Annotated in this window: 13 protein-coding genes; 9 read left to right on the top strand and 4 right to left on the bottom strand. The window is 66.9% G+C overall.

Annotation, left to right across the window (positions count from 1 at the left end):
* From paaK to J6U32_RS24790, 3 genes are all read left to right on the top strand, one after another.
* Nucleotides 1–1,317: a phenylacetate--CoA ligase PaaK gene (paaK, locus tag J6U32_RS24800; RefSeq protein WP_208792584.1), complete on the top strand. Its 1,317-nt coding sequence runs from the start codon at nucleotides 1–3 to the stop codon at nucleotides 1,315–1,317.
* A gap of 4 nt (nucleotides 1,318–1,321) precedes the next feature.
* Complete coding sequence (locus J6U32_RS24795; protein WP_208792583.1) at nucleotides 1,322–2,284, top strand: helix-turn-helix domain-containing protein; 963 nt, start codon at nucleotides 1,322–1,324, stop codon at nucleotides 2,282–2,284.
* Between the two features lie 467 nt (nucleotides 2,285–2,751).
* Nucleotides 2,752–4,485 (top strand): DUF222 domain-containing protein, encoded by a 1,734-nt coding sequence (locus J6U32_RS24790; protein WP_208792582.1) that lies wholly within the window; start codon nucleotides 2,752–2,754, stop codon nucleotides 4,483–4,485.
* An 85-nt stretch (nucleotides 4,486–4,570) separates the two neighbouring features.
* Here the strand turns inward: J6U32_RS24790 and J6U32_RS24785 are convergent, their stop codons facing one another.
* Both J6U32_RS24785 and styD read right to left on the bottom strand, forming a co-directional pair.
* Nucleotides 4,571–5,683, bottom strand: coding sequence for an NDMA-dependent alcohol dehydrogenase (locus J6U32_RS24785; protein WP_006369766.1), 1,113 nt, complete (start codon nucleotides 5,681–5,683; stop codon nucleotides 4,571–4,573).
* 71 nt (nucleotides 5,684–5,754) lie between these two features.
* Nucleotides 5,755–7,242, bottom strand: a complete 1,488-nt coding sequence (styD, locus tag J6U32_RS24780; RefSeq protein ID WP_208792581.1) for a phenylacetaldehyde dehydrogenase StyD — start codon at nucleotides 7,240–7,242, stop codon at nucleotides 5,755–5,757.
* A gap of 200 nt (nucleotides 7,243–7,442) precedes the next feature.
* Here styD and J6U32_RS24775 point away from each other — a divergent pair, with 200 nt between their 5' ends.
* The gene (locus J6U32_RS24775; protein WP_208792580.1) at nucleotides 7,443–8,558 is read left to right on the top strand and encodes an alpha/beta hydrolase; all 1,116 of its coding nucleotides are present in this window, start codon (nucleotides 7,443–7,445) and stop codon (nucleotides 8,556–8,558) included.
* Nucleotides 8,559–8,570: 12 nt separating this feature from the next.
* Here J6U32_RS24775 and J6U32_RS24770 read toward each other — a convergent pair whose 3' ends face one another.
* Nucleotides 8,571–8,717, bottom strand: coding sequence for a DUF1059 domain-containing protein (locus tag J6U32_RS24770; protein WP_006369769.1), 147 nt, complete (start codon nucleotides 8,715–8,717; stop codon nucleotides 8,571–8,573).
* Nucleotides 8,714–9,358: a cholesterol catabolism transcriptional regulator KstR gene (kstR, locus tag J6U32_RS24765; protein ID WP_006369770.1), complete on the bottom strand. Its 645-nt coding sequence runs from the start codon at nucleotides 9,356–9,358 to the stop codon at nucleotides 8,714–8,716. Before kstR ends, J6U32_RS24770 begins: the two co-directional genes overlap by 4 nt.
* 137 nt (nucleotides 9,359–9,495) lie before the next feature.
* Here kstR and J6U32_RS24760 point away from each other — a divergent pair, with 137 nt between their 5' ends.
* The 5 genes from J6U32_RS24760 to J6U32_RS24740 are packed head-to-tail and all read left to right on the top strand — an operon-like array spanning nucleotide 9,496 to nucleotide 15,336.
* Nucleotides 9,496–11,643, top strand: a complete 2,148-nt coding sequence (locus tag J6U32_RS24760; protein ID WP_208792579.1) for an acyl-CoA dehydrogenase — start codon at nucleotides 9,496–9,498, stop codon at nucleotides 11,641–11,643.
* A gap of 49 nt (nucleotides 11,644–11,692) precedes the next feature.
* The gene (locus tag J6U32_RS24755; RefSeq protein WP_208792578.1) at nucleotides 11,693–12,763 is read left to right on the top strand and encodes an acyl-CoA dehydrogenase family protein; all 1,071 of its coding nucleotides are present in this window, start codon (nucleotides 11,693–11,695) and stop codon (nucleotides 12,761–12,763) included.
* A complete protein-coding gene (locus tag J6U32_RS24750) occupies nucleotides 12,753–13,916 on the top strand; it encodes an acyl-CoA dehydrogenase family protein (protein WP_208792577.1) in 1,164 nt (387 codons plus the stop codon). The genes J6U32_RS24755 and J6U32_RS24750 overlap by 11 nt, the downstream gene beginning before the upstream one ends.
* Nucleotides 13,913–14,923 (top strand): bifunctional MaoC family dehydratase N-terminal/OB-fold nucleic acid binding domain-containing protein, encoded by a 1,011-nt coding sequence (locus tag J6U32_RS24745; RefSeq protein WP_208792576.1) that lies wholly within the window; start codon nucleotides 13,913–13,915, stop codon nucleotides 14,921–14,923. Before J6U32_RS24750 ends, J6U32_RS24745 begins: the two co-directional genes overlap by 4 nt.
* Nucleotides 14,920–15,336 (top strand): MaoC family dehydratase, encoded by a 417-nt coding sequence (locus J6U32_RS24740; RefSeq protein WP_244332359.1) that lies wholly within the window; start codon nucleotides 14,920–14,922, stop codon nucleotides 15,334–15,336. The genes J6U32_RS24745 and J6U32_RS24740 overlap by 4 nt, the downstream gene beginning before the upstream one ends.
* Nucleotides 15,337–15,364: the final 28 nt, after the last annotated feature.

Here is a 15,364-nt window from a genome sequence, read left to right as displayed (position 1 = left end):
ATGACCAGCACCCTCCCCAGCGCCGCCGGCAGTCCGGAGACCGTCGACATCGAACACGCGAGTCGCGACCGGATCGCCGATCTGCAGCTCTCGCGTCTCAAGTGGTCCTTGCACCACGCCTACGACAACGTCGCGCATTACCGGAAGGCGTTCGACGAGAAGGGGGTTCATCCAAGCGATCTGAAGGAACTCTCGGATCTGTCGTTGTTCCCGTTCACGGCGAAAGCCGATCTGCGCGACAACTATCCGTTCGGGATGTTCGCGGTACCGCAGGAGCAGGTGTCGCGGATTCACGCCTCGTCGGGAACGACGGGGCGTCCCACCGTCGTCGGTTACACCGCGAACGATCTGAACAACTGGGCCGATCTGGTGGCTCGCAGCCTGCGGGCGGCCGGGGTTCGGCCGTCGGACAAGGTCCACGTCGCCTACGGCTACGGTCTGTTCACCGGTGGGCTGGGCGCGCACTACGGCGCAGAGCGTTTGGGCTGCACGGTGATCCCGATGTCCGGTGGCATGACCGATCGCCAGATCCAGCTGATCGAGGACTTCGCTCCCGATGCCATCATGGTCACGCCGTCGTACATGCTGACCATCGTCGATTCGATGATCGCCAAGGGCATCGATCCGTCGTCGACCTCGTTGCGCGTTGGTGTCTTCGGCGCTGAGCCGTGGACCGAGCAGATGCGGCGTGAACTCGAGACCCAGGTGGGGATGGACGCCGTCGACATTTACGGACTGTCGGAGGTGATGGGCCCCGGTGTCGCGCAGGAATGCGTGGAAACCAAAGATGGACTGCACATCTGGGAGGACCACTTCTATCCCGAGATCGTCGACCCGATGACCGGTGAGGTGCTGCCGGACGGCGAGGAGGGAGAGCTCGTCTTCACCTCCCTGACCAAGGAGGCGATGCCGGTCATCCGGTATCGCACCCGCGATCTGACGCGACTGCTGCCGGGCACCGCGCGTTCGGTGCGACGGATGCAGAAGGTGACCGGACGATGCGACGACATGATCATCCTGCGCGGGGTCAATCTGTTCCCGACGCAGATCGAGGAACTGATCCTCACCGTGCCGGCACTCGCGCCCCAATTCCAGTGCGTCCTCGAACGTCCCGGCCGCATGGACAATCTGACCGTGCGCGTCGAATACCGTCCCGACGCACCGGGTTCGGACTGGCAGCCTGCTGCCGATTCGTTGAGAAAGGCCATCAAGAATCGGATCGGGGTTACCGTGGATGTCGAGATCGCCGAGCCCGGGACCCTGCAACGATCGACCGGCAAGGCGAAACGATTGGTCGACAACCGCCCCAAGGATTGATGTCATGAGCACCGCCGCCTCACACGATCTGGAGTTCGACGTGTGGCGGGAGGCGATCTCGAGTGCCTTCGTGCCGTTGGACGCCGCGCCGCTCGTCGGCGCGCCCACGGCATTCAGCGGCGGCCTCGCCAGCCGGGAACTCGGGGACCTCCAGCTGTCGGAGGTGCTCGGGGAGTCGGCGTGGGTGCGCCGGACCGCCTCGACGATCCGCCGGGCCGACCCCGGCGTGATCAAGGTGGCGCTGCAGTTGTCGGGGCATTCGACGGTGTCACAGGCCGGGCGGGAGGCCGAACTCGGACCCGGGGACCTGGCCGTCTACGACACGAGCCGACGTTACGAGCTGGCCCTGGCCGACTCATTCGACATCCTGGTCGCCGTCATCCCGCGGGAGACGTTGCGTATCAATGACTCCGAACTCGACGACGGCGTGGCGCGCACCATCACCTCATGCACCGGCGTGGGTGCTCTGCTGCGTCCGATGCTCTGCGCGCTGCGGGAACAATCGCTGGGCGAGGAGCCGATGGCGCCGCAGGGAATGAGCGCACAGTCCCTCGTGACCGATGCCGTGGCCGACCTCGTCAGCGCCTGCCTGCGTGCCGTGGTGCCCGACACCGGCATCGGCGCCGGGGAGACGGTACTGATGTCGGCGCGGACGTACATCGAAGGGCACCTCGGTGACCCGTTCCTGACACCGGCAGCCGTTGCGGCTCATCATCATGTGTCGCTGCGCTATCTGCAGAAGCTCTTCGCGCAGGACGGCGACACCGTCGCCGGGTTCATCCGCCGGCTGCGGCTGGAGCGATGCCGCCGCGACCTGGCCGACCCGCTGCAGATCCACCGCAGCGTCGGGGCGATCTGTGCCGCCAACGGTCTCGTCGAGGCCGCCCACTTCTCCCGAATCTTCAAGAGCGCCTACGGCATGAGTCCGCGTCAATACCGCGACTCCCACCTGCCCGCCGCAAGCTGATCCCGTACCCCGCCACCCGCGGCCCGGGGGTCCGCGTCCGCTCGCCCGACCAGCGTGGCCTATCCCAGCCGATGTCCCTTTGCCCGGTGGTCGAGGTGCGACGAGCGCAGCGAGGAGCCTCGAGACCGATTGTGCCGGTGCTGGTTCCTGACCCGGCGTGTTTTGTCGGTGGCTGTCGTTAGGGTGTGTCGAGGCGGCCCTGATCCTGCTGGTCGCGGTGACGAGAGGAACTCGGTGTCCTCTGATCCCGCTGGTCGAGGTGTGACGAGCGCAGCGAGGAGCCTCGAGACCGCTTGTGCTGTTGATGCTTCCGGTGTGCGGAGGTCCTTTTGCCGGTTGGTGCGGCGCGGGTTGTGCACACCGATTGTCGGGTTGAGCGGTTTTGTCGGTGGTCATCGTTAGGGTGTGGGTAGTGGTGGTGATCGGCGAGTTCGTGTTCATGGCATCGTGCGGCGGGAGGGGTGGTGATGACCGGAGAGCGTGTGTCTACGGCGGGGTTGTGGTCGTCGCCGTCGGTGTGGCCGGTGTTGTTGGAGCCGATCCTCGCCGGCATCCCTGACAGTTCCGATATACCCAACAGTTCCGATATCCCTGTCACGGCCGACGTACCCCTTGCCGATGGTGCCCGCGACGAAGCGGTCAACGAGTCGTTGTGCGCGATGATCGATTTGGAGCGCGGCAAGTCGTATCTGGCGTATGAGATGTATGGGCAGGCGTGGCGGGTTGCGCAGAGTGTGCGGCGTGTTGAGTCGTCGGGCACCGATCATTCGTGGTTGTTGTGTGACGAGCATGCGCAGGTCGCGGCGCGGTTTGCGCATTGTTTGTCGTTGTCGCAGCGGGCTGCCGAGGAGTTGTTGTCGCACGCGATCGCGTTGCATACCCGGTTGCCGAGGGTGTTGTTGGCGTTGCGTGACGGGCAGATCTCGGCGGATCTGGTGAAGGTGGTCATCTCGCATACCGAGTTGGTGGATGGCCGCGAGATCGCTGCTGATGTCGATGCGGAGATCGCCGTCGAACTCGGGTTGCATCGTGGTGCGTGGTCGCGGTGGTCGGTGGCGACGATGGTGGATCGGATTGTGTTCCGTCACGATCGGGATGCGGTGCGGGAGCGTCGTCGTCGGGCCACTGATGGTCGGGAGATGACTGCTCGTCCGACGCGTGACGGGATGGGCCGGTTGTCGGTGACGATGTCGGCCGAGGACATGGCGGTCGCGGTGGCGGGGGTGCGGCGGCTGGCGGAGGCGGTGTGTCCGGGGGATGGGCGGACGGTCGCGCAGCGGTGTTCGGATGCGTGTTTCGCGTTGTTGTCGGGGACGGTGTTCGAATGTCGTTGTGGAAGTGCGGAGTGCACGGCGGTGATCCCGGAGCCGGGTACGGTGCCGCCGATGACCGGTGCGGCGATCGTGCATGTGATCGCGGACGCGTCGACGGTCGCCGCGGCGACGGCCACGCCTGCTGATGAGGTCGCGACCCCTGACGAAGGACGCGTGTCGGCGGGGTTCCTGATCGGGCATGGGGTGATTGCCGATACCCAGGTTGCCGAGATCGTGACCCGGCCCGGGACGGTGGTGCGGCCGGTCGTGCCCGCGGGGACCGTGGAGAACGGTGATGGCTCGTTCACGGTGCCGGCGTATCAGCCGTCTGATCCGCATCGTCCGTCGTCGGCGTTGGACACGCTTGTGCGGGTGCGTGATGGTGTCGGGGTGAATCCGGGGGATGCGACGCCGTCGTTTGCTGCTGACGTCGAGCATGTCGAGGAGTTCGATCACGACAATCCTGCGGCTGGTGGGCAGACCAGCCCGGACAATCTGAACATCAAGTCGCGGTTCTTCCATCTACTCAAGACGTTTGGTACCGGATGGCTCGATATGCAGTATCGCGATGGTGCGGGCCGGTTGCGGACCGAGTTCGTGACCCCGGAGGGCTTGGTGGTGCCGGGGAAACCGGAGAATCTGGAAGTCCTGTTCCCCGGGTTGCGGCGGGTGCGGTTCACACTGCCGCGGACGCGGCAGACACCGGCCGGTGGTGAGGATGAGGGTGATCCGGAGAAACCGGGCCCGCGGATACTGCACGCACCCCGTCGTTCGATGACGCGGGTGGCGGCCAAACATGCCCGTCGCTGTGCCGAGCGGGAACGCAACCGTCGCCGCCGCGAGAACGGCACCTCCGACATCCACGCACGCATCCACGGACTGGACTGAGCGACTGACCGAAAACCGCTGCCCGAGTTGGCAAACGCGGGTGGTACACCCACCGCGTCTGCCAACTCGGGCAGCGTTCCGAACGTCAGTACATGATCACCCCACGCACGTTCTCGGCGCGGCGCATCGCGGCGTAGCCGTCGTTGACCTGGTCGAGTGTGTATGTGCGCGTGATCATCTCATCGAGTTTGAGGCGCCCCTCCATGTACAGGCGAAGCAGGTGGGGGATGTCGAAGCGGATGTTGGCGTTGCCGAACCATGCGCCCTTGAAGGTCTTGCGCATCGCGGTGAGGTCGAACAGGCTCATCGTGACATCGGTGGCGGTGAGATCACCCACCGAGACCTGCACGCACACACCGCCCTTGGCGACGAGGCTCATCGCCGGTGCCACCAGGGCGCCCTGCGCGACGTCGACGGTGATGAGCACCTTGTCGGCCAGCTGGCCCCAGGTGATCTCCTGCAGGAGCTCCTGTGCCTCCTCGATGCTCGCGACCGCGTGGGTGGCCCCGAAGATCTTGGCCTGATCCCGCTTGAACGGCGACGGATCGACGAGCACGACGTGCCGTGCACCCGCCAACGCGGCACCCTGCACCGCACCGCAGCCGACGCCGCCCATGCCCAGCACGACGACGGTCTCACCGGCAGAGACGCCCGCGGCGTAGACAGACGAGCCCCAACCGGTGGTGACACCGCACCCGACGAGTGCGGCCTTGTCGAGCGGGATGTCCTTGGTGAGCTTGACGCACGACGCCTCGTTGACGACGGTCACCGGTGCGAAGGTGCCGAGAAGACACATCAGACCAGCATCCTGGCCGTTGACGTGGTGGCGGGAGGTACCGTCGGAGAGCTGAACGCCGGCAAGGAGATTGGCGCCGAGGTCGCAGATGCTCGACATTCCCTTGGCGCACGACGGGCACCGTCCGCACGCCGGGATGAAGCCGAGGGCAACGTGGTCGCCGACCTCGACGGACTTCACACCCGGGCCTATCTCGGTCACCACGCCGGCGCCCTCGTGGCCGCCGATGTACGGGTACATTCCCACCGGCACACTGCCGTCGCGGACGTGCTCGTCCGAATGGCACATCCCCGACGCCGCCAGCTCGACCTTCACCTCGCCGTACTTCGGCGCGTCGAGCTCGAGTTCCTCGATCTGCCAATCCTGACCGGGCTCCCACAGAACTGCTGCTTGTGTCTTCATGATCGATCCTTGTCTTCGGTGAAACTACTTCGGTGGTCCGATGTTCGGGCGGTCGTCACAGGTCTGACTGTTCAGAGAACGACGGTGACGACCTTCTCCTCGGTGTTCGCGACGATCCCCGCCCACCCGAGCTCACGGCCGACACCGCTGGTCTTCATGCCGCCCCAGGGCAACGCCGGGTCGATCGCCGCCCACCCGTTGACCCACACCGCTCCGGCCCGTACCCGCGCCGCCAGCGAATGCGCCTGAGCCACATCCGATGTCCAGATACTGGCGGCGAGGCCGTAATCGGTGTCGTTGGCCAGTGCGATCGCCTCGTCCGGCTCGTCGAAGGCGATCACCGTGCCGACCGGCCCGAAGATCTCCTCGCGGGCGATCCGCATGTCGTTGGTGGCGTCGGCAAAGATGGTGGGCTGCACGAAGAATCCGGACTCCCCACCACGCTCGCCGCCGGCGACGAGGCGAGCCCCCTCGGACCGGCCGGACGCGATGTAGTCCAGCACGGTGGCCTGCTGTTTCGCGTTGACCAACGCGCCCATGGTGGTGGCCGGATCCAACGGGTCGCCGAGGACCTGCGCGGCCGCGGCGCCGGCAAGTCCCTCGACCACCGCGTCGTAGTGCGAACGATGCACCAGCACACGGGTTCCGGCGGCGCACACCTCGCCCTGATTGAAGAACAGCCCCATCGCGGTGCCGTTGATCGCGGCCTCGACGTCGGCATCGGCCAGGATGATCTGCGGTGACTTGCCGCCGAGTTCGAGCGTGGTGCGCTTGAAGGTGTCGGCGGCCACCTTGAGGATGTGGCGACCCACCCGTGGGCTTCCGGTGAAGCTGATCTTGTCGACGTCGGGATGCGCGGTCAACGCCTCACCCGCCACCTCGCCGAGTCCGGGGACGACGCCGACGACGCCGTCGGGAAGTCCGGCCTCGGCGAGTAGCGATGCCAGATGCAGGATCGATAGCGGTGCATCCTCCGGGGGCTTCACCACGACGGTGTTCCCGGCTGCCAGGGCTGGTGCGAGCTTCCATGCGGCGATCATCAGCGGGGTGTTCCACGGGATGATCGCGCCGATCACACCGACCGGCTCACGCACGGTGTAGGAGTGTGTCGGCCGCCCGAAGTAGCCGGCGGTGGGGATCGACTGCCCGGTGATCTTGTCGGCCCAGCCCGCGAAGTGACGGAACGTGGCCGCCGCGTTGGGGACGTCGAGCATCGCCGGCTGGCCGATCGGCTTGCTGATGTCGAGCGACTCGAGGCGGGCCAGGATGTCGGCATCACGCTCGATGAGGTCGGCCACCCGGTTGAGCAGTGCGCCGCGGGCCGCGCCGGGGGTGGCGGCCCAACTGCCCGACAGCGCGGCACGGGCCGCGCGGACCGCGTCATCGATGTCGGCGGTCGAGCCCGCGGCGACGTCGACCAGCGGCCGACCGGTCGCCGGGTTCAGGTCGGTGAAGGTCTCACCGTCGGCGGCCGGGCGCCAGGCACCTCCGATGAAAAGCCTCGTCTCGGTGCCCGCGGGTAGGTGGGTGGCCGCGCCGTCGATGTCTACTGCCGTCATTGCGTCTCCGCTCTCTCGGTCGTTGTGACTGCTGCCACAATTCTCGAAATCGGCGGTCGGCATTACTTGCACGTGCGCGCATGGATTGTTGACCGAACGCGAACCATCACAACTGGCTAACGACCGCTCCCGCGATTTCCGGGACGCCGATTCGGGGCGTTAAGCTGAGAAAACTGTGACTGTTGTGATTGAAGGGGCTGATGGTGCATAAGAGCTTGGTGCGGGTTCTGGCGGCGGTGTCGACCGCCGTGACCGTCGGCGCGCTCACCGGCGCGGGCGTCGGCGTCGCCGACACCGATCCGGCGCCGCCCAATTCCTCGACCAACACCACGACGACGTCGACCACCTCGACTGCCGACCAGCCGGCCAACCCCGCCAATCCGGCACCGATGAACGCGTCGAAGATCCAGACCCTCGTCCATGACTCGCCCCAGCAGGTCACCGCGATCGTGTACTCGGCGTCGATGGACAAGCTGATCCCGGTGACTGTCCTGCTGCCCAAGGACAAGAGCAAGCCCGCGCCGACGCTGTACCTGCTCAACGGTGCCGGTGGCGGCGAGGACTCGGCCACCTGGGCCGCCAAGACCAGTTACATGCAGTACTTCGCCGACAAGAACGTGTACGTGGTGACGCCGATCGGCGGCGCCTTCTCCTATTACACCGACTGGCAGAAGGACGATCCGGTACTCGGGCGCAACAAGTGGACGACCTTCCTCACCAAAGAGCTTCCGCCGCTGATCAACAAGGAGTTCGACACGACGGGCGAGAACGCCATCGCCGGTATCTCGATGGCCGGCACCTCGGTGCTCAATCTCGCGATCGCCGCCCCCGGACTGTACAAGTCGGTCGCCGCCTACAGCGGGTGCGCCCGCACCAGTGACCCGTTGGGGCTGGCCTACATCCGGATGGTCGTCGGCGATCGCGGCCACGGCAACATCGTCAACATGTGGGGCGTGCCGGGCGGTCCCGGGTGGGTGGCCAACGACCCGTACGTCAACGCCGGAAAACTCAAGGGCACCAAGGTGTACATGACCAGCGGCAGCGGTCTGCCGGGTCCCAACGATCAGCTCAATGCGCCACTCATCAACGGTGATCCGGTCACCCTCGGCAACCAGATCCTCCTCGGCGGCGTGATCGAGGCCGCGGTGAACCAGTGCACCGAGCAGATGGCCCAGCGGATGAACGAACTCGGCGTCGAGAACAAGGTCATGTTGCGCCCCAACGGAACCCACTCGTGGGCCTACTGGGAACAGGACCTGCACGACACCTGGCCGATGATCGCCGCCGACCTCGCGAAGCGGACGGCCGGCAACTAGGCCGATAGACGCCTAGTAGGCCATGAACAGGATCTCGTTGCGCGAGTACTCGTGGTCGGGGTGATTCTCGGCCAGGTGCTTGCGAACGTTGTCGACGAGTTCGTCTTCGGTGGTGCCGCGCAGCATCTCGCCGCACGGGCAGGTCAGCCGGGTCTTCATGAGTGGGGCACCCGATCCTTCAGGAGTAGTCGGACGGTCAGTTCGAGCCGATTGGTGACATCGGTCGCCGACGCGCGGCGGGTGAGCCACTGCACCAGGTTCGACATCCACACGTCGGCGAGCACGCGGGCGATGGCCAGATCCTCCTCGCCCGGTTCTCCCTCGTCGACGATCGCGCCGGCGAGCAACCGGTCGATGATGCCGGCGACCTGATCGACCTCGGCGGTCGCCGACGCGTCGGCGAACATGAACGCCCGGGTCATCGCCTCGGTGAGAAGCGGATCGCGCTGCATCGCGAAGGTGATCATGTCCAGGACGTGCCGCAGACGTTCGATCGCGTTGTCGCCGCGCAGTTGTGACCGGTCGACCCGTGACTCGACGCGGGCGAGTTCGCGCGCCAGCGAGGTCACCAGCAGGTGCACCTTGGACGGGAAATACCGGTAGAGCGTGCCGACCGCGACGTCGGCTTTCTCGGCGACGGTCCGCATCTGGACGGCGTCGTAGCCGCCCTTGGACGCCAACGTCAGGGTGGCGTCGAGGATTCGACGTCGTCGGTCTCGCTGGGCCGCGGACCCGTATTCGCCTGTGCCGGTGTCGGCGACCGCTTCGGTCGCGGTTGCGGCGTTGTCAGATGCAGCCATGTGCTCTCGGACATCCTCACGTCGTCGGGTCGTGGTGGGCCGCGCGGTCGCGTAGGTGGGTAGGCGAACCCGCGCCCCTCATGGCATATTAGAACAGGTTCTAGTTCCTGGTCACCTTTCGACACCGAAGGAATCCCGTGACTCTCGCCACGTCTTCCGAACAGCTCGCGGTCTGCGAGGCCATCGCGGCCTGGTCGGCACGGGTCGGTACCACCGACATCGCGCGTGCCCAGATCGACAAACCGGGCGATGACTGGTTGGGATTGTTCCACCAACTCGCCGAGTTCGGGCTGTTCGCCGCGGTGTTACCCGAATCCAAGGGTGGTCTGGGCGCCGGCTTCACCGACCTCGCCGCCATGCTCGAGCAGTGCGGCCGCGACCTCGTACCCGGCCCGATCGGCGAGACCGCGGCGACCGCACTTGCGCTCACCAGGACCGACGACCCGCGGGCCGAGGAACTGCTGGCCGCAGTGGTCGCAGGCGAGGCGCCCGGAGTCGTCCCGGTCTGCGACCCTCCGCTGCCATCCATCGGGGATCGGCTGGAGCTGGTGGTGCCCGGATACGTCGACGCAGCGGTACTGCTCCTGCCCACCATCGACGGGTGGCGCATTCTCGCGCCCGGCGACGGGACGCGAGAAGCGACCGTCGAGACCCCGGTCGATGGGGCCACTCCGGTCGACCGTGTCACGATCGACGGCCTTGAGCCGGACGCGGCGATCGTGTGCGCCGACTCACCCCTCGTCGACGGTGTACTGGCGTTGGCGCGCAACGCTTTCGCGAGCGGCGTGTGCCGCTGGGCGCTCGACACCGCCGTCGGCTACGCCAAGGTCCGCACCCAGTTCGGGGTGGCGATCGGCTCCTTCCAGGCGATCAAACACATCTGTGCCGACATGCTGTGCCGCACCGAGCAGGTCGAGGCCGCGGCCTGGGATCTCGCGAACACCCTCGACTCCGCCACTGCCGACGCCGGCGCCGACGAGCAGTTGTCACTGAGCGTCGAGGTCGCCGACATCCTGGTCGCCGACCTACCCGTCGCCGTCACCAAGGACTGTGTGCAGGTCCTCGGCGGCATCGGCTTCACCTTCGAACACGATGCGCATCTGTATCTGCGCTCGGCGATGACCCTGCGCGCCCGTCTCGGCGGCGGCGTCCCCGCGCGGATCGTGCTGTCACAGCGCGGACTCGGCGGGCAGCGGCGCGAATTCGAGGTCGACCTGTCGGCCGTCGAGGGGCATCGTGCGGAGGTTCGTGCGATGGTCGAAAAGGTGCGTGCCGCACCGGAATGGGAGCAGCGTCGGCTGCTCGCCGCGAGTGGTTATCTGGCACCGCACTGGCCGCCGCCGCACGGCCTCGGCGCCGACCCCGCGCTCCAACTGCTCATCGACGCCGAGTTCGACCGCGCCGGTGTCGTCCGGCCCGACCTCGTCATCGGGGCCTGGGCCATCCCGACCATCCTCGAGCACGGCACCGACGCCCAACGTGACCGCTTCGTGGCGCCCACGCTGGCCGGCGACATCATCTGGTGTCAGCTGTTCAGCGAACCCGAGGCCGGATCGGATCTGGCCTCGCTGCGCACCCGCGCCACCCGGACCGACGGCGGCTGGATGCTGACCGGACAGAAGATCTGGACGTCACAGGCCCACAATGCGCAGTGGGGAATCTGTCTGGCGCGCACCGGCGATGGTGACACACCCAAGCACAAGGGCATCACCTACTTCCTGGTCGACATGGCCTCGCCGGGCATCGACATCCGGCCGCTGCGCGAGCTGACCGGTCGCGCGAACTTCAACGAGGTCTTCCTCGACGAGGTGTTCGTCCCCGACGATTGCGTGGTCGGTGAGGTCGGCGGCGGGTGGCGACTGGCGCGCACGACCCTGGCCAACGAGCGGGTCGCGATGGGCGGTTCCGGGCTCGGCAAGGAGATGGAGTCGCTGCTGCACCAGATTTCCGAAATGTCCCGGCCGCTCGACCGCGCCGAGCAGGCACGTCTGGGCCGACTCGTCGCCGACGCCCACATCGGTCGGGTCCTCGACGCACGTGCGGTCACCCGGCGCCTGGCCGGCCATGATCCCGGGGCGCTGTCGAATGTGCGCAAACTGATCGGCGTCGCCCACCGGCAGTCGGTGCCCGAGGCGGCGCTCGATTTCCTGGGACTCGACGCGGTGATGGCCGGTGGCGCTTCGGATCTCGCATTGCAGAATCGGTGCCTGTCGATCGCGGGCGGCACCACCCAGATCCTCAAGACCGCCGCAGCGGAGCGAATCCTCGGACTCCCGCGCGCCTGATCTGATACAACTAGAACAGGTTCTAATTCTTGCGATAGGAGGTGCCGGGGTGGACTTTGCCGTCGATACCGAGGCGATCGCCGTCGGGGACGTCGCCGCCGAGGTGCTCACACGACACGAGACGGTCTGGGAGTCGAAGTTCACCGACACCGTCGGTGGCTTCGACGCCGCGCTCTGGGACGAGATGACCGCTGCCGGACTCGGACAGTTGGCGCTTCCGGAGTCGCTGGGTGGTGACGATCTCGGCATCCTCGCGTTGACGCCGCTGTTGCGTCGGCTGGGGGAGTCGGCGGCCGTGGTGCCCGCGATCGGATCACTGGCCTCGGCGCTGCTGCTGCGCACCCTCGACTCGCGGCAGCGATGGGCGGGCACGCTCGCCGAGGGCGCCTGGCACGCCGTCGCACTCGGCGAGCTCGGCGGTGCACTCACCGACGCCCCGTCGACCACGCTGCGCGATGGCCGGCTGAACGGCGTCAAAACCGGAGTCCTGCACGCGGAGGGCTCGACGGTGCTGCTCGTCGGCACCGACGCCGGAGTAGTCGCGGTACGCACGGAGGCACCCGGAGTGGCGCTGGTGCGCACCCCGTCCTCGAGCGGCTGGGGTGAGTACACGGTGCGTTTCGACGACGTGCCCGTCGACGCCGCCGACCTGCTGACCGCCGACCTCGCGCTGTTGCGCGACGCCTACCGGATCGCGTTGTGCGCCTACGCCGACGGCCTGATCGCCGGCGCCACCCGACTGACCGCCGACCACGTCACCAACCGTCAGCAGTTCGACAAGCCGATCGCACTGTTCCAGGCGGTCAGCCAGCAACTCGCCGACGTCTACGTCGTCGGCCGTTCGATGAACCTCGCGACCACCTCCGCGGCGTGGCGTATATCGGAAGATCTTGATGCGCAACAGGATCTGGCCATCGGTACCTATTGGATGGCCGACGAGCTGCCCCCGACCCTGCGCACGATGATCCACCTGCACGGCGGACTCGGCGTCGACGTCACCTATCCGTTGCACCGATACTTCTCGATCGCCAAGGACCTCGCCAGGCTGGTCGGGGGGTCGTCGGCGCGGATCGACGAGCTGGCGGACCTGCACACCGAGGAGACCGCCGATGTTCATTGATCTGACACCCGATCAACGGGCACTCAAAATGCAACTGCGCGAATACTTCTCCGACCTGATCGGTCCCGAGGACGCGCACACCATGCTGACCGAGCGGCACGGTGAGACCTATCGCAAGGTGATCAAGCAGATGGGTACCGACGGGTGGCTCGGCGTCGGATGGCCCAAAGAGTACGGCGGCAAGGGTTTCGGTGAGATCGAACAACAGATCTTCACCAACGAGGCGGTCCGTGCCGACGTCCCGCTGCCCGCGGTGACCCTGCAGACCGTCGGCCCGACCCTGCAGGAACACGGCACCGAGGAGCAGAAGGACCTGTTCCTACCCAAGATCCTCTCCGGTGACGTGCATTTCGCGATCGGCTACACCGAGCCCGAGGCCGGCACCGACCTGGCGTCGCTGACCACCAGTGCCGTGCTCGACGGCGACCACTACGTCGTCAACGGACAGAAGATCTTCACCACCGGTGGCCACGACGCCGACTACATCTGGCTTGCGGTACGCACCGACAAGAACGCTCCGAAACACAAGGGCATCTCGATTCTCATCGTCGACACCACCGACCCCGGCTACTCGTGGACGCCCATCATCACCGCCGACGGCGCACATCACGTCAACGCCACCTACTACAACGACGTGCGGGTGCCGGTGTCGATGCGTGTCGGTGAAGAGGGCGGCGGCTGGCGGCTGATCACCACCCAGCTCAACCACGAGCGGGTGATGCTCGGCCCCGCCGGACGCATCGAGGGACTGGCCGCGCGCGTGCGGCGCTGGGCACAGCGACCGGGCGCCGACGGCGTACCGATCGCCGAGCACCCCGACGTCCGGCGCACACTCGCCCGGATCGACGCCTACGCCCGGATCAACGAACTGCTCAACTGGCAGGTCGCCCCCACCGGCGAGGCCATCTCGATGGCCGATGCCGCGGCCACCAAGGTCTTCGCGACCGAACGTCTGCAGGGCATCCACCGCATGATCGACGAGATCCTCACCCGCCATGGTGATCTCACCGACCCCGACACCGACGAGCTCGTGCGATGGCTCGACGTGCAGGCCAAACGCAACGTGGTCATCACCTTCGGTGGCGGCGTCAACGAGGTGATGCGCGACATGATCGCCACCGCCGGACTCGGATTGCCGAGGGCCAAGCGATGACCGCCCGGACGAGCGAGGCCATTCTCGAGGCCACCGAACAGATCAAGGCGGCCGGACCGAGCGCACCGGTCGCCGGCCGGGATCCGGTGAACCTGCCCATGATCCGCAACTGGGTGGAGGCGATGGGTGACGACAACCCCATCTACGTCGACGCCGATGCGGCTCGTGCCGCAGGCCACCGGGGGATCGTCGCACCACCGGCGATGGCGCAGGTGTGGACGATGCGCGGACTGCGCGGGGTGCGCAGCGCCGACGATCCGCTCGGGCGCGCCAGCGAACTGTTCGACGAGGCCGGCTACACCTCGGTCGTCGCCACCAATTGCGACACCACCTATCACCGCTACGTGGAGGTCGGTGAAGAGGTGAGCCTGTCGGCCGAACTCGTCGACGTCGTCGGACCCAAGACCACAGCACTCGGCGAGGGCTGGTTCTTCACCACCCGCAACACCTGGTCGGTCGGCGACGAGGTGGTCGCCGAGATGGACTTCCGCATCCTCAAATTCCGTCCGCCGGCCGGCCCAACCGTTCCGGGGACGACGACGGTCCCGGAGGATCTGGACCCCGCGAAGATGTTGCGGCCCAGTGCGTCCCGGGACACCGCGTTCTTCTGGGACGGTGTGGCGGCCCACGAACTGCGCATCCAGCAGGTCGCCGACGGCTCGTTGCGGCATCCGCCGATCCCGGCGACCTGGAAGCCCCGCGCGGCCGACGGTACCGTGCCGGACACCGACTACGTGGTCTCCACCGGGCACGGCACCGTGTACAGCTACGTGGTGCACCGCGCGCCGAAGGTACCCGGCCGCGGCCTGCCCTTCGTCGTCGCACTCGTCGAACTCGACGAGGGTGTACGTATGCTCGGCGAGCTGCGCGGCGTGGACCCCGATGCGGTGCAGATCGGGATGCCGGTCACCACCACCTATCTCGACTTTCCCGCCGACCCCGATACCGGTGCGCCGGCGTGGACGCTCTACGCCTTCACCCCGCGTGAGAACGGAGAGCGGTCATGACCATCGAGGCGGCACCGGCCGTGGAGGTGGGAACGAGGTTGCCGGAGTTGACGATCGAGGCCACCCCGACCTTCGTCGTGGCGACAGCGCTGGCCACCCGCGACTTCCAGGACGTGCACCACGACCGGGATCTCGCGCACGCCAAGGGCTCCAAGGACATCTTCGTCAACATCCTCACCGACACCGGACTGGTCGAGCGGTTCGTCACCGACTGGGCCGGCCCGTCGGCGCGCATCACCACGATCACCCTCAAGTTGGGGGTGCCCTGGTACGCCTACGATGCGGTGAGGTTGACCGGCGAGGTGACCGCATGCGATAAGGACGCGGTCACCGTGTCGGTGGTGGGTACCAATTCCCTTGGCAAACATGTCATCTCGACGGTCTCACTGACGTTGCACACAGGAGCGAAATGATGGGAACAGCGAAGTGACGGGGACACTG

The sequence above is a fragment of the Gordonia polyisoprenivorans genome (assembly GCF_017654315.1).
Taxonomy (GTDB): domain Bacteria; phylum Actinomycetota; class Actinomycetes; order Mycobacteriales; family Mycobacteriaceae; genus Gordonia; species Gordonia polyisoprenivorans_A.
This window is presented reverse-complemented; position numbering and strand designations above follow the sequence as displayed.